General features: G+C 71.7%; 13 protein-coding genes. 3 read left to right on the top strand and 10 right to left on the bottom strand.

Going from position 1 to position 13,275, the window contains the following annotated elements; all coding sequences use genetic code 11:
• Positions 1–18: 18 nt before the first annotated feature.
• Positions 19–2,532, bottom strand: coding sequence for a cbb3-type cytochrome c oxidase subunit I (locus AC1IQ6_RS08385; protein ID WP_485866137.1), 2,514 nt, complete (start codon positions 2,530–2,532; stop codon positions 19–21).
• Positions 2,529–3,506, bottom strand: a complete 978-nt coding sequence (locus tag AC1IQ6_RS08380; RefSeq protein ID WP_485866136.1) for a cytochrome c oxidase subunit II — start codon at positions 3,504–3,506, stop codon at positions 2,529–2,531. The genes AC1IQ6_RS08385 and AC1IQ6_RS08380 overlap by 4 nt, the downstream gene beginning before the upstream one ends.
• Positions 3,507–3,636: 130 nt before the next feature.
• Here AC1IQ6_RS08380 and AC1IQ6_RS08375 point away from each other — a divergent pair, with 130 nt between their 5' ends.
• Both AC1IQ6_RS08375 and AC1IQ6_RS08370 read left to right on the top strand, forming a co-directional pair.
• Positions 3,637–4,053, top strand: a complete 417-nt coding sequence (locus AC1IQ6_RS08375; RefSeq protein WP_102772664.1) for a c-type cytochrome — start codon at positions 3,637–3,639, stop codon at positions 4,051–4,053.
• Complete coding sequence (locus AC1IQ6_RS08370) at positions 4,050–4,880, top strand: c-type cytochrome (RefSeq protein ID WP_485866135.1); 831 nt, start codon at positions 4,050–4,052, stop codon at positions 4,878–4,880. The genes AC1IQ6_RS08375 and AC1IQ6_RS08370 overlap by 4 nt, the downstream gene beginning before the upstream one ends.
• On the opposite strand, the gene AC1IQ6_RS08365 is transcribed toward AC1IQ6_RS08370, so the two are convergent.
• The gene (locus tag AC1IQ6_RS08365) at positions 4,877–5,056 is read right to left on the bottom strand and encodes a hypothetical protein (protein WP_102772667.1); all 180 of its coding nucleotides are present in this window, start codon (positions 5,054–5,056) and stop codon (positions 4,877–4,879) included. The two genes, AC1IQ6_RS08370 and AC1IQ6_RS08365, sit on opposite strands and share 4 nt — an antisense overlap.
• A 92-nt stretch (positions 5,057–5,148) precedes the next feature.
• Between AC1IQ6_RS08365 and AC1IQ6_RS08360 the strand changes: the two genes are divergently transcribed.
• Positions 5,149–5,673 (top strand): DUF421 domain-containing protein, encoded by a 525-nt coding sequence (locus tag AC1IQ6_RS08360; protein WP_485866134.1) that lies wholly within the window; start codon positions 5,149–5,151, stop codon positions 5,671–5,673.
• A 67-nt stretch (positions 5,674–5,740) separates the two neighbouring features.
• On the opposite strand, the gene AC1IQ6_RS08355 is transcribed toward AC1IQ6_RS08360, so the two are convergent.
• From AC1IQ6_RS08355 to AC1IQ6_RS08325, 7 genes are read right to left on the bottom strand one after another with little or no spacing between them, the layout of a single operon-like run.
• Entirely contained in the window at positions 5,741–6,370 is a 630-nt protein-coding gene (locus AC1IQ6_RS08355) for a UdgX family uracil-DNA binding protein (RefSeq protein WP_111827181.1), read from the bottom strand.
• 10 nt (positions 6,371–6,380) lie between these two features.
• Positions 6,381–7,418, bottom strand: a complete 1,038-nt coding sequence (locus AC1IQ6_RS08350) for a UDP-glucuronic acid decarboxylase family protein (protein WP_102772871.1) — start codon at positions 7,416–7,418, stop codon at positions 6,381–6,383.
• Positions 7,418–8,389 carry a glycosyltransferase gene (locus AC1IQ6_RS08345; protein ID WP_258231382.1) on the bottom strand — a complete coding sequence of 324 codons (972 nt, stop codon included), beginning with the start codon at positions 8,387–8,389 and terminating at the stop codon, positions 7,418–7,420. The genes AC1IQ6_RS08350 and AC1IQ6_RS08345 overlap by 1 nt, the downstream gene beginning before the upstream one ends.
• On the bottom strand, positions 8,386–9,447 hold the full coding sequence (locus AC1IQ6_RS08340) for a glycosyltransferase family 9 protein (RefSeq protein ID WP_485866133.1): 1,062 nt from the start codon (positions 9,445–9,447) through the stop codon (positions 8,386–8,388). Before AC1IQ6_RS08340 ends, AC1IQ6_RS08345 begins: the two co-directional genes overlap by 4 nt.
• A complete protein-coding gene (locus AC1IQ6_RS08335) occupies positions 9,444–10,448 on the bottom strand; it encodes a glycosyltransferase family 2 protein (protein WP_485866132.1) in 1,005 nt (334 codons plus the stop codon). Before AC1IQ6_RS08335 ends, AC1IQ6_RS08340 begins: the two co-directional genes overlap by 4 nt.
• Complete coding sequence (locus tag AC1IQ6_RS08330) at positions 10,445–12,181, bottom strand: carbamoyltransferase family protein (protein ID WP_485866131.1); 1,737 nt, start codon at positions 12,179–12,181, stop codon at positions 10,445–10,447. Before AC1IQ6_RS08330 ends, AC1IQ6_RS08335 begins: the two co-directional genes overlap by 4 nt.
• A complete protein-coding gene (locus AC1IQ6_RS08325) occupies positions 12,169–13,275 on the bottom strand; it encodes a glycosyltransferase family 9 protein (RefSeq protein ID WP_102772674.1) in 1,107 nt (368 codons plus the stop codon). The genes AC1IQ6_RS08330 and AC1IQ6_RS08325 overlap by 13 nt, the downstream gene beginning before the upstream one ends.

Here is a 13,275-nt window from a genome sequence, read left to right as displayed (position 1 = left end):
CGCAACGCCGCCTGGACGCTAGCCTCCCAGCCGGGGAAAGGCATGCACCAGCGCCAGGGCCAGCAAACCCTGGGCCACGGAGTACAGCCACATGATGGCCGTGTTGTCCAGGCAGGCGGGCCGTTCGGCGCTCAGCCGGCCGGCCCGCGCGCGCGCCAGCGTAAACGCGCCCATCGCCAGCGAAACGATCGCGAACGCCGCCTGCAGGCCGGCCACCGCGTAGACCGACGCGGCGTAGGCCGAGGCCTGCGGCCGCAGGCCGGCGCCCCAATGCGCGTACAGGTCCAGCCCGGCCGAGGCCGCCAGCAGGAGGCCGGCCAGCGGCAGGCTCCAGCCCAGTTGCGCCAGCCTTCCCTTGCGCAGTCCGCGCCGGGCCAGCGCCACGAATGCGCCGGAGCCCGCCAGCAGTATGGCCGCCAGCCATGCCGAAGCGGCCTCGGGCGGCCTGCCTGCCGGCCCCCACGCTTCGCGGTCGGCCGCCCACAGGAACAGGTAGGCGAAGACCAGTGAAGCGAAGATGCTGGCGCTGACCATGACCAGCATGACCATGGCCCACCAGGAATGCGAGGCGCTGCCGGGGCAGCTCAGCGGCAGCCGCAGGCCGGCGCCCACGTCCACCTCCAGCGGCGCGCCGGTGTCGGCGTCCCACAGCCAGCGCCATAGCGCGGCCACGGCCAGCACGCCGAAGGCCGTGGCCAGCAGCGGCAGCTTGAATGTCAGCAACAGGAAGAAACCGGCCGTGCCCAGCGCGGCCAGCAGCGGCGACCAGGCCGGCCCGGGCAGCGCCAGCACATAGTCGGGCCGCGCGTCCAGCGCGGTGGTCACCAGGGTCGAGCGCAGGCCGGCCGGCGCGTTGGGCAGGAAGTGGTGGCCGGCTTCGACCTCTTCCGCCAGGCCGGGCTGGTCCCACAAGGGTTCGCGGCTGCTGACCAGCGGCACGCTGCGCATGCCGTAGGCCGCGCTGGGCAGCCATTCCAGCGTGCCCGCGCCCCATACGTTGCCGGCGGCCGCCCCCAGCGAGGGCCGGCAGTTGCGCGCCACGTCGACCAGGAACACCAGCACGCCGGCGGCGATCAGGTAGGCGCCCACGGTCGAGGCCAGGTTCAGCAACTCCCATCCCTGACTCTGGGCATAGGTGTAGACGCGCCGCGGCATGCCCGCCAGGCCGGTGAAGTGCATGGGGAAAAACGCCAGGTTGAAGCCGACGAACATGAGCCAGAAGGCCCAGCGCCCCAGGCGTTCCGACAACGGCCGGACGCTGACGAAAGGCATCCAGTAATAGAACGCCGCGAACAGCGGGAACACCATGCCGCCGAACAGCACGTAGTGCAGATGGGCGACGACGAAATAGGTGTCGTGCACTTGCAGGTCGAACGGGATCACGGCCACCATCACTCCGGTCAGCCCGCCCAGCACGAAGGTGAAGAAAAAGCCCAGGATGAACAGCATGGGCGTCCTGAGCGGGCGCAGGCGCACCGCGGCGGCTATGGTGGCGATCCAGGCGAACACCTGTATGGCGGTCGGCACCGACACCGCCATGCTGGCCGCCGACGCGACGTCGAGCAGCAGCTCGGGAATGCCGGTGGCGTACATATGGTGCACCCACAGCCCGAAGCTGAGGAATCCCGTGCCCAGCACGGCCGCCACCACCAGCGGATAGCCCACCAGCCGCGCGCCGGTCATGGCGGGCACGATCATCGACACCATGCCGGAGGCCGGCAGGAAAATGATGTAGACCTCGGGATGGCCGAAGAACCAGAACAGGTGCTGCCACAGCAACGGCTCGCCGCCGCGCTGCGCGATGAAGAACGGCAGGTCGAACGCGCGCTCCAGCTCCAGCAGCGCGGTGGCCACGATCACCGCCGGGAACGCGACGATCACCATGCCGCAGAACACCAGCATCACCCAGGCGTACACCGGCATCTTGTCCAGCGTCATGCCGGGCGCGCGGGTGCGCAGAATGCCCACCGCCAGCTCGATGGCGCCGGCGATCGCCGAGATCTCGATGAAGCCTATGCCCAGCAGCCACAGGTCGGCGTTGAGCGCCGGCGAATACGCCGTGCTGGTCAAGGGCGGATACATGAACCAGCCGCCGTCCGGGGCCAGCCCCACGAATATGCTGCAAAAGAACACCAGGCCGCCGATGGCGTAGGCCCAGTACGCGTAGGCCGACAGGCGCGGGAACGGCAGGTCACGCGCGCCCAGCATGTTGGGCAGCAGCAGCACCGCCACGGCCTCGACCGCCGGCACCGCGAACAGGAACATCATCACGGTGCCGTGCATGGTGAACAGCTGGTTGTAGAGCGCGTGTCCGATCAGCGCGTTGTCCGGCACGGCGAGCTGGGTGCGCATCAGCAAGGCCAGCACGCCGGCCAGCAGGAAGAACAGCAGCGCCGTGGCGATATACAGCAGTCCGATGGAAGTGTTGTTCACCACCGTCAGCGCGCGCCAGCCGGTCGGACGCCGCCAGGCGCGCTCCAGCCCCTGCAGTTCGCCGTCCGGGCGCGGCAGCGGATTGGGCGGCGGCCTCATTTCAGGCCGTCCAGGTAGCCGGCCACGGCGCGCAGTTCCGGCCCGCTCAAATGGTCGAAGGCCGGCATGCGGTTGCCGGGCTTGATGTGCTGGCCGCCGGCGATCCAGCCCGCCAGCGCGCCCACGTTGTTGGACAGCGCGCCGGCCGCCAGCATGGGCCGGCTGCCCACGTGGGTCAGGTCCGGCCCCAGCGTCCCGGCCGCCGCCGTGCCGCGCACCGCGTGGCACTGGGCGCAATCGCGCTGGAACACGCGCTCGCCCAGGCGCAGCGCCGGCGCGGCCGCGGCCGCCGGGCGGCGCTGCGCCTGCATCCATTGCTCGAAACGCGCCGGCTCCAGCGCCTGCACCTCGAACCGCATATTGGCGTGCTGGGCGCCGCAGTACTCCGCGCAGAAACCGCGGAACACGCCGGGCCCGGGCGCCAGCACGCGCAGCCGGTTGACGCGCCCGGGCACCAGATCCAGCTTGCCGGCGAGGCTGGGCGCCCAGAAGCTGTGGATCACGTTGTCGGAACGCAGCAGGAACTCCACCGGCACGCCGGCCGGAATCCGGATCTCGTTGGCGGTTTCGAACAGCAGGCCGCCGCCCGCGTCCCGGTAGCGCACGCGCCACCACCACAGTTCGCCCGCCACTTCGATGCGCAGGGCCGGCTCGGGTCCGCGCGCCATGGCGGCGGCCGCCTGCAAGGCGTAGACCAGCAGGGCCGTCAGCGCCGCCGTCGGAAACGCGACGCCGGCGGCCACGATCAGCGCCGGGCGGCCCAACAGACGGCGCGCCCGCGCCGGACCGTACATCGCCAGCCCCAGCAGCAGCGCCGCCGCCACGAAGATCGCCGCGGCGCCCAGGTACAGCACCCAGCCGATTTCGGCGATGCGGGCCGCGTCCTCGCCCTGCGGCTGCAGCACGGAATGGGTCTGCGCCCGGGACGCGGCCGGCAGCGCGACGGCAAGCAGGAAGGCAATGATGGGCGCCATATGAGAAAGCGGAAGTCCGGCCAAGACGCGAGCAGCCGCAGGCGGACGCCGCGCCGGCCGTGCCCAGCACGCGGCGTGCCCGCCGCACGGGGCATAAGACTTGCTGGACGCGCCAGCCAGGAGGCCCGCCGTGCAAGCTCATGCCCGCCCCATCGCCGCGCTCTTGGGCGCCGCCGCCCTCGCGCTGCTGGCCGGGTGCGAGGACGGACGTCCGCCGCTGGCGCCGGCCGGCCCCGCCGCGGCGCAGGCCGACCCGGCGCGCGGCCGCGGCCTGGTGGCCGCGCGCGGCTGCGTCGCCTGCCACACCGTCCCCGGCGTGCGCGGGCCGCGCTCGAACGTCGGGCCGCCGCTGGAGGACCTGGCGCGGCGCGCCTATCTGGGCGGCGCGCTGCCCAACACGCCGGCCAATCTGGCGCGCTGGCTGCTGGACCCGCCCGCCTTCAACCCGGGCACCGCCATGCCCGACATGGACCTGACGCCGGCCGAGGCCGCGGACATCGCCGCGTTTCTGCTGGCCCCCGCCTCATCCGGGGGACGCGCGCCATGAAAAACTGGAAATTCGCCGCCCTGACCGTGCTGGCCGGCGCCGCCGGCGGGGCCTGCCTGGGCGCCGCCGCCGTCTATTGGGGCTGGTACGACGTCAGCGCCACCGCCTCGCACACCATCGCCGTGCACCGCCTGCTCGACATTACGCAGATGCAGGCGGTGCGACGGCGCGCGGCGGACATCGAAGTCCCCGATCTGGACGATCCGGTCCGCGCGCGCAACGGCCTGGCGCTCTACCAGGCCCATTGCGTGCAGTGCCACGGCGCGCCGGGCGTCGCGCCCGAGCCCTATGCGCTGGGGCTGAACCCGGCTCCCGCCGCGCTGGTCGGCAGCGCGCGCGAGCGCCCGGCCGCCGACATTTACTGGATCGTGCGCGAAGGCATCCGGATGACCGGCATGCCGGCCTGGCGCTACCGCCTGACGGATGCCGAAATCTGGGACGTGGTGGCGTTCATGCGCGTGCTGCCGGCGCTGTCGCCGCGCGACTACCGGGCGCAGGCCGACGCCGCCGGTCCGACGGCGCGCCCGCAAGCGGTCGCACCGCGCGTGGGCGACGCCGCGGCCGGGCGCGACGCATTGCAGCAATACCTATGCGCCACCTGCCACGCCATACCCGGCGTGGCGGGCGCCAACCATCACGTGGGACCGCCGCTGGCCGGCATCGCCGGCCGCCCCTACATCGCCGGGACCCTGCCCAACACGCAGGCCAATATGCAGCGCTGGCTGCTTGCGCCGGACAGCATCAAGCCCGGGTCGGCCATGCCGGACCTGGGCCTGAGCGAGCAGGACGCGCGCGATATCGCGGCGTTTCTCGATACGCTGCGCTAGCTTCTGCTGCGCGCGCCGCCGCCGCGGTTGCGCTGGCTCTGCTGGTCCTGGCCGGTGCCGACCTGGCTGACGTGACCTTCCTTCTTGGTCCGGTTCTGCACGTCGCGGTGGCTGGCCTGGGTTTCGCGCGCGGTGTCGTCGGCCGACGGATTGGGCTTGCTGTCTTTGGGTTTCATGGCGGACTTCCTCGGATATGCCGGATGGTGTCCAGGCAGCAAGCCCCATGCCCGCAAGCCCCTCCCGGCACGGCGCTTGCTTGGGCTGCGCCATGGACAAGTTCATCGAAATCTTCGCGCTGCAGGCCGGCTTCGTCGAAATGCTGATACGCGGCACCACGATGTACTGGGTGCTTTACGCCTTGTTGCGCATTTCCGGCAGGCGCGACCTGGGTTCTCTGGGCATGGCCGATATGCTGGTGCTGGTGCTGGTGGCCGACGCCGCCGGCAACGCCATGTCGGGGGACTCCTACTCGATGGGCGACGGCATCATCGTGGTCGCCACCATCGTGGGCTGGAGCTATCTGCTGGACCGTCTCAGCTATTACATCCCGCCGTTGCGTCGCCTGCTCGAACCGCAGCGGGTCTGCCTGGTGAAATCCGGCCGCGTGCTGGCCAAGGGCCTGAAGCAGGAACACATCACGCGCAGCGAACTGATGGAGCAGTTGCGCCTCAAGGGCGTGGCCAGCCTGTCGGAGGTCCACCGGGCGTATCTGGAGACCACCGGCGAATTCAGCGTGATCCGAGCGTCCGACGCCAACAAGGGAGACGCCTCCACGCTGGAGGAGGACGACTGAGCGGCGCAGATATTCCACCCTGTCGGTACTTTTTTCCGAATGCCGCGGATTTCCGCCGGACCGGACGCTAGCCGCCGGCCAGCTTCCTGGCGCGGACCAGCGCGTCCACGATGGTCCGGTACACGGCCTGGCGGCCCTGCTCGTCCGGATTGCGCAGCGCGTACGAGGGATGGTAGGACGCCAGCACCGGTATGCCGTCGCGCGCCAGCGTGCGGCCCAGCGCCGCCGCCAGGGTCTGGCCGCGGTCGCGCACCACGGCGCCCAGCGCGGTCGCCCCCAGGGCCACGATGACGCGCGGCCGGACGGTTTCGAGTTCCTTGTCCAGCCAGTAGGCGCAGGCCTGGATCTCGGCCTGCGCCGGCGTTTTGTGCATGCGGCGCTTGCCGCGCAGCTGCCATTTGAAATGCTTGACGGCGTTGGTCAGGTAGACCGCTTCGCGCGCCACGCCCGCCTGTTCCAGGGCCCGGTCCAGCAACGCGCCGGCCGGTCCGACGAACGGCAGGCCGGCCAGGTCTTCCTTGTCGCCCGGCTGTTCGCCCACCAGCATGATGGCGGCGCGGCGCGCGCCGGCCCCGGGCACGGGCTGGGTGGCGTTGCGCCACAGCCCGCAGCGCCGGCAGGCCTTCAGCGTTCTGGGGCGCTGCTGCGGGTCGACGTCGTCGGGCCCCGGTTCGGGCGGCGGTCTGGAAGCGGCCATGCGCCTGCCCCTAGCGGCGCGCCAGGGAACCGGGCGCGTACAGCTGCCGCCACGCCGCCGTGTCCGGCGGCCGGCGGCGCGCGCGCGCCGTCAGCTCCCGTTCCGCGCTGAAGTACGCCACCGTGCGCGCGATGCCCTCGGCCGGGTCGACGCGCGGCCACCAGCCCAGGCAGCGCCGCGCCAGCGAAATGTCCGGGCAGCGCTGGGTCGGATCGTCCACCGGCAGGTTGCGGTGCACCAGCGGCACCTGCGCGCCGGTCAGCACGCGCACCATGTCCGCCATCTGCAGCATGGTCAGTTCGGCCGGATTGCCCAGGTTGACCGGCCGCGCCATCTCGGCCGGGCTTTCCATCAGCCGCACCAGGCCGTCGATCAGGTCGTCCACATAGCAGAAGGAGCGCGTCTGCGTGCCGTCGCCATAGATGGTCAGCGGCTGGCCGGCCAGCGCCTGCATGATGAAGTTGGACACCACGCGGCCATCGTCGGGCGCCATGCGCGGACCGTAGGTGTTGAAGATGCGCGCGATCTTCACGACCACGCCTTCGTGGCGCGCGTACTCCATGAAAATGGTCTCGGCGCAGCGCTTGCCCTCGTCGTAGCAGGAACGCGGCCCGATCGGGTTGACGTGGCCCCAGTAGCCCTCGCGCTGCGGATGCTCCAGCGGGTCGCCATAGACCTCGCTGGTCGAGGCCTGCAGCACGCGGGCGCCGCAGCGCCGCGCCAGCTCCAGCAGCTGCATGGAACCCAGCACGCAGGTACGCAGCGTTTTCAGCGGATCGGCCTGGTAGTGGACCGGCGAGGCCGGGCATGCGAGGTTGTAGATCCGGTCGACTTCGATGCCGGCCAGCGGTTCGACCACGTCATGCCGCAGGCACGAAAAGCGCGGCTGGTCGGCGAAGCCGGCCAGGTTGCGCGCCCGCCCCGTCTGGAAATTGTCCACGCACACCACTTCCCAGCCGTCGGCAAGCAGGCGGGCGCAAAGGTTCGAGCCCAGAAAGCCGGCTCCGCCGGCGACCAGCGCGCGGCCGGTCCGTACAGTATCGTCCATCATGCAGCCTCCAGGATCGTATCGAAGACGTCCACCCAGTCGGACACGAATCGTTCCATGCCGAATCGCGCCAGCGCGGTCTCGCGGCCCCGGGCGCCCCACTGCCGCGCCAGCTCGGGCTGCTCCAGCAGCGCGCGCGCCGCCTGCGCCAGCCGCTCGGGACGGGTGTCCACGTAGCCGTTCTCCCCGCTTCTGATGACGGTGGGCAGTTCCGTCGCGGCGAAGCCCACCACCGGCACGCCGCAAAGCATGGCTTCCACCAGCGACAGCCCCAGGCTGGCGTAGCGGATCGGGCTGAAGAAATACCGGTAGCGCGCCATGAAGGCGCCGACTTCCATATTGGGCACCTCGCCCAGGCCGCCCAGTTCCTCCGCCCCCATGCCGATCAGGTCCAGCGGCGTGCGCGCGCGCATGTCCTCGAACAGGTCCAGCCCGATGCGCCTGCCGCGCCGCGCCAGATGGTTGATGGCGACGACGCCGCGCGCCAGCGAACCGTCGTAGTGCGCCGCGGGCGGCGGCACGCCGTGCTCGACCACGCGCACCGGCATGTCGCCGCAGTCCCACATCGCCGCGTTGTACGGGGTGACGTGCACGGTCAGGCCGCGCTCGTGGCGAAACGGATGCACGCTGTCGGTGGGATGCGGGGCCGGCGGATTGTGCTCCAGATACGCGCAGGGCAAGGCGCGCTGCTCGTCGTCCAGCAGCAGCCGGGCGTCGTCCAGGTTCTGGCGCGACTGGTACAGCACGCAGTCGAAGCGCAGCGAGCGCAGGTCCTGCGCGGGCACCTGGACCACGTTGCCGGTCCACGGGATGCGCCGGCCCAGTTCGCCATAGCCCGGCGGGCCGCCGGGCAGCCCCGGCACGATGAAATCGTGCGGCACGTGGCCCAGCGCATACAGGTAATTGCCATGCACGTGCCAGGTCAGGATGCGCAGGCGGCGCGCGGCGCGCGGCGTTGTTGTCGGCATCATGGTTCAACCCTCCCCAGTTGCGCCCGCGCGCAGGCCAGCACCTGCGGCACGCTCACGGCCAGGGCGCAGGGATGGCCGATCGGACAGGTTTCGTAGGCGCACGGCCGGCAAGGCGCGTCGGCCGCCAGCACCGCGTGGCGGCGCCGGTCCAGCGGCGCCCAGCGCGCCGCATCGCTGCCGCAGGCGATCACCACGCTGCGCGCGCCGACCGCGGCGGCCACGTGCGAGATGCCGGTGTCGTTGCACACCAGCAGGCGGCAGCCGGCCACCAGCGCGGCCAGGCCGCCCAGCGCGGTCGCGCCGCAAAGATCGGCCAGCGGCACGCCCGCCCGCCGCCGCAGTTCGGCGGTCATGCCGCGTTCGGCCTCGGTTCCGGTCAGCGCGACCTGCCAGCCCTGCCCGGCCAGCGCCTGCGCGACCTGCGCATAGCGCTCCAGCGGCCAGCGCCGCGACGGCAGGCGCGCGCCCACGTGCATCAGCACCAGCCTAGCCGGGTCCAGCGCGTGCTCGCGCAGCAGGCGCCGCGCCTCGTTCCGGTCGGCTTCGCCGATGGGAAACTCCAGGCCGTCGTCCTCGGCCGCCAGGCCCAGATGGCGCAGCAGCGCCAGATAGCGCCGCGGCTCGGGCAGGCCGTCGGGCCAGGCCAGGCGCTGGCCGGGGATCTCAGCCGCGGCCTCGGCCACGAAGCCGCCCCAGCGGCGCGCGCCCAGGCGTTCGACCAGCGGATTGGAGCGCGCGCCGCTGCCATGCATCTGCAGGGCCACGTCGTAGCCGCTGCGGCTCATGCGGCGAAAGAACGCCGGCAGCGCCTGCGGCCGCGCCGGCTGCTCGGGAAACGCCGGGATGCCGGGGAACTCGATCAGTTCGTCCACATAGGCGTGGAAGCGCGCGCAGAATTCGCGCGCGCCGGGCAGCCCCACCAGCGCGACGTGCGCCTGCGGAAATGCGCGCCGCAGCGCGCGCAGGGCGGGCACCGCGCACAGCATGTCGCCCAGCTGCAGCGCGCGGAACACCGCGATGCTGGCCGGCGGAGAGGCGGGATCGAGCAGCGGCGTCATGCGCGCCTCCCGGCGCTGCGCACGCCCGCGTAGCGGACCCAGCCCACGCAGCGCCACCAGATCGACAAGAGCGGAATGCAGGCTGACGTTACGGCCAGGTCGATCACCTCGCGCACGCCGCGGCGCGTGCCGCGCAGGCGGCGGACAAAGAAATTCACGCTCAGCCCGGCCCACAGCACCGCCGCCGCCAGCGCGGCCTGCACATGGCCCAGCGCGGCCAGCGCCACGGCCGAAACAAAGGCCGCCGCCACCACCAGGTAATAGCGCCAGGCCGTGGAACGGATGCGGCGCCGGTACAGCGACGGATACTTGCGGCGCAGCAGCATGTCGTACATGGCCTTCTTCTGCATGCCCAGCCCGGCCGCGAAACGCTGGCCGCGCAGCGGATGCAGCACCCGCGCGCGCGGCTCGCGCCGCACCTTCAGGCCGTGGTCCAGCAAGGCGAAATGCAGGTCGGAGTCTTCGCGCCAGGCCATGGCGTAGCGCGGATCGAAGCCGCCCACGGCCAGCAGCGCCGAACGCCGCACGAAGCAATTGGCGGTGATGAATTCGGAACGGGTCAGGCCGGCCGCGTCGCGTTCGTAGTCGCTGGGCGGGTCGGGGATGGGCATCTCGGTGGCGCCGGCCACGGCCGCCAGCTGCGGCGCCAGCGCGCGCACGCCGTTGCCCAGCCATTCCGGCTCGGGGATGGTGTCGTCGTCGGTAAACGCGATGATCTCCGCCTTGGCGCTGCGCCAGCCCAGGTTGCGCGCGCCGGCCGGGCCGCGCGTGCCGGTCACGGGCAGGTAGCGCAGCGCCGGCCGGTTGCCCCAGGCCTGGCGCAGTTCGCCGACCTGGCGCTCGGTGGCGCTGCTGGCCGCGTCGTCGCACACCAGCACTTCGTAGTCGTCGAGGGCGTAGCATTGGCGCGCCAGGGCCTCCAGGCAGCGCGCCAGCAGGTCCGGCCGCTTGTACGTGGGCACGACGACCGATACCTGGGGCTGGGCGGGGACGCGGCTCATCGGGGTTTCTCGATCAGGTAGGGGCCGATGACCAGCGCGTCCAGCGGCGAGGTCCAGAAGCATTCGACGGCGTCGCGCGGCGTGCAGACCACAGGCTCGCCGCGGGTGTTGAACGAGGTGTTGACCAGCACCGGCACGCCGGTCAGCCGCTCGAACGCGGCCAGCAGGTCGTAGTAGCGCGGGTTCTGGTCGCGCCGCACCGTCTGCACCCGCGCCGTGCCGTCTATGTGCCGCACCGCCGGAATCTGCTGCGCCCGGTGCGCCAGCACGTCATAGACGAACAGCATGAACGGCGCGCAGATCGAGCCGCCGCGGCCGTCGAACCACTCGGCCGCGCGCTCTTCCATCACCACCGGGGCGACCGGGCGGAAGTCCTCGCGGTCCTTCAGCCCGTTGAGCCGCGCCTGCATGGCGCCGTCCAGCGGCGAGGCCAGGATGGAGCGCGCGCCCAGCGCGCGCGGCCCGAATTCCATGCGCCCCTGGAACCACCCCAGGATCTTCTCCTGCGCGAGCAGGGCCGCGGCCTCGCCGGCCACGTCGTCCAGCCGCCGGAAATCCAGGCGCGACGCATACAGGAAGCGCTCGATCTCCTCGTCCGGATAGGACGGCCCCAGGTACGCGTGCTCCATCGTCCATTCACGCTTGCCGCCGCGCCGGTGGTAGTCCACGTACAGGGCCGCGCCCAGCGCGGTGCCGGCGTCTCCCGCGGCCGGCTGCACCCAGACGCTGTCGAACGGGCCGTCGCGCGCGATGCGCGCGTTCATGACGCAGTTCAGCGCCACCCCGCCCGCCATGCTCAGGTTGGCCGCGCCGGTCTTTTCGTGCAGCCACTGGACCATGTGCAGCGCGGTTTCCTCCAGCACGTACTGCAGCGAACTGGCGATGTTCTTGTGGCGCTCTTCGAAGGGCGCGCCGCGCCGCCGCGGCGGGCCGAAGCGCTCGGCCAGGCGCGCCGGATGCAGCGAGTAGCCGCCCTCTTCCTCCAGCTGCAGGATCTCGCGGAACTCCTTGCGCAGCGTCGGCTTGCCGAAAGAGGCCAGCGCCATCACCTTGTACTCGTCGCTGGAGTGCAGAAAGCCGAGATAGCTGGTGACCTCTTCGTACAGCAGGCCGAGCGAATGCGGCAGGTCGATCTGCTTGAGCCGCGCGTACTCGCCGTTGCTGAAATTGCCGTAGCTGGTGGTCGTGCGCTCGCCGCGGCCATCCATGGTCAGCACCGCGGACTCGGCGCAGGGCGCGGCCAGGAAGGCGCTGGCCTCATGCGACAGGTGATGGTCCAGGTAGACCCAGCGGTCCATGATGTGCTGCAGCGTCAGGCCGTCGAAGCGAGGCGATTTCAGGTGATGGGGCGCGCCGTCGAGCAGCTGGCGCGGCGCGTTCACCAGGTACGACAGGAACAGCGGGTCCCAGGGCGATTTGCCTTCCTCGCCCGCGCCGGCGCGCGACGGCTCCAGCGGCAGGCGGATGTCCGCGCCGGGCGGCCGGCCTTCGGCCAGCAGCGCCGGATCGTAGGAATACACGATGTGATCCACGTCGCGCAGGTTGATGTGGGCCGCCGACAGGCAGTAGTCGATGGCGTAGTACGGCAGCTGCCAGGTGGTGAAGGGAACCGGGCGCTTGCCGTGCTTGACCCGGGTGAAGCGCTCTTCCTCGGCCGCCGCCAGCACGACGCCGTCGGCGACCAGCGCCGCGGCGCAATCGTGGTAGGCCGCGTTGATGCCTAAAGTGAACATGGGAATTCCTCCTGGGCGGCGCGCGCCCTGCCGGTCGCGGCCATCAGTTCGCGCGCCGCCTCGGCGACGCTGGACGGCTCGACGCCCGCCAGGCAGGCCTGGTGGCCTTCGGGGCAGACGCTGCGATAGCAGTACTTGCAAGGCACGTCACGGTTGAGCACCCGGGCGGGGGTCTGCCAGGGCGTGTGCTGCGGATTGGTCAGGGCGTACAGGTCCACAACGGGCACGCCCAGCGCGGCCGCGACGTGCGCCGGACCGCTGTTGTTGCAGATCAGCACGGCGGCCGCCTCCAGCGCCGCGCCCAGTTCGCCCAGCGTGAGGCGGCCGGACAGGTCGATCAGGCCGGGCAGCAGGCGGCGCGCGTGCGCCAGCGCATCCTCCAGCGCCGGGTCCTCGTGCCCGCCCAGCAGCAGCACGCGGCGGCCTTCGGCGCGCAGGCCGACCAGCGCCTGCATCATCTGCTGCGCGGGGTAGCGCCGCGATGCGGCGCTGGCCCCGGCATGCGCGCAGATCCAGCCGCCGGTCTCGGTCACGCCTTCGTGGTCGAGCTTGTGCCGCAGCGATTCGCGATCCTCGGCGCGCACCTGGAACGACATGCGCTGGTCCGCGCAGCGCGCGCCTATGCTGGCGACCAGGTCGAGCTGGCGCCGAACTTCGTGGCGGATGCCGGCCTGCGGCTCGGTCTCGCGCACCCATTCCGTGATCAGGCGGTAGGGATTCTCGCGGCTGTGGGCCAGCACGCGCGGCACGCCGGCCAGATGGCACAGCAGCGCGGCCGGCAGCGCGCTCTGGCTGTAGGCGGTGAAGATCACCGCCGCGTCCGGACGCAGCGCGCGCAGCCGCGCGATCATGCGCTCGTCCTGCTCGCGTCCCTGCGTGTCGTTCTTGATCCAGGCCGCGTCGTAGGCCAGCACGGTGTCCACGTCGGGCAGGTGCGGCTGCAGCCGCGCCCCCGCCGTGGAAGTCAGCAGCGACAGGCGGCGCGCGCCGCTTTGCTTGAGCGCGCGCAGCGCGGGGCTGCACATCAGCACGTCGCCCATATTGTCCAGCCGCACGCACAGCACGTGCGGACATTCGCGCCAGTCCCAGGCCAT

The sequence above is a fragment of the Achromobacter sp. MUI-25009338 genome, assembly GCF_057359325.1.
Note: the sequence above shows the minus strand (reverse complement) of the source record. Positions and strands in the feature narration are given on the sequence as shown.

What these genes read in the sequence shown, in the direction of transcription:
- AC1IQ6_RS08340 (WP_485866133.1), bottom strand. Translation starts at nt 9,447, where the DNA reads ATGACGCCGCTGCTCGATCCCGCCTCTCCGCCGGCCAGCATCGCGGTG.
- AC1IQ6_RS08355 (WP_111827181.1), bottom strand. Translation starts at nt 6,370, where the DNA reads ATGGCCGCTTCCAGACCGCCGCCCGAACCGGGGCCCGACGACGTCGAC.
- AC1IQ6_RS08380 (WP_485866136.1), bottom strand. Translation starts at nt 3,506, where the DNA reads ATGGCGCCCATCATTGCCTTCCTGCTTGCCGTCGCGCTGCCGGCCGCG.
- AC1IQ6_RS08335 (WP_485866132.1), bottom strand. Translation starts at nt 10,448, where the DNA reads ATGAGCCGCGTCCCCGCCCAGCCCCAGGTATCGGTCGTCGTGCCCACG.
- AC1IQ6_RS08330 (WP_485866131.1), bottom strand. Translation starts at nt 12,181, where the DNA reads ATGTTCACTTTAGGCATCAACGCGGCCTACCACGATTGCGCCGCGGCG.
- AC1IQ6_RS08350 (WP_102772871.1), bottom strand. Translation starts at nt 7,418, where the DNA reads ATGGACGATACTGTACGGACCGGCCGCGCGCTGGTCGCCGGCGGAGCC.
- AC1IQ6_RS08325 (WP_102772674.1), bottom strand. Translation starts at nt 13,275, where the DNA reads ATGGCCTGGGACTGGCGCGAATGTCCGCACGTGCTGTGCGTGCGGCTG.
- AC1IQ6_RS08385 (WP_485866137.1), bottom strand. Translation starts at nt 2,532, where the DNA reads ATGAGGCCGCCGCCCAATCCGCTGCCGCGCCCGGACGGCGAACTGCAG.
- AC1IQ6_RS08370 (WP_485866135.1), top strand. Translation starts at nt 4,050, where the DNA reads ATGAAAAACTGGAAATTCGCCGCCCTGACCGTGCTGGCCGGCGCCGCC.
- AC1IQ6_RS08360 (WP_485866134.1), top strand. Translation starts at nt 5,149, where the DNA reads ATGGACAAGTTCATCGAAATCTTCGCGCTGCAGGCCGGCTTCGTCGAA.
- AC1IQ6_RS08345 (WP_258231382.1), bottom strand. Translation starts at nt 8,389, where the DNA reads ATGATGCCGACAACAACGCCGCGCGCCGCGCGCCGCCTGCGCATCCTG.
- AC1IQ6_RS08365 (WP_102772667.1), bottom strand. Translation starts at nt 5,056, where the DNA reads ATGAAACCCAAAGACAGCAAGCCCAATCCGTCGGCCGACGACACCGCG.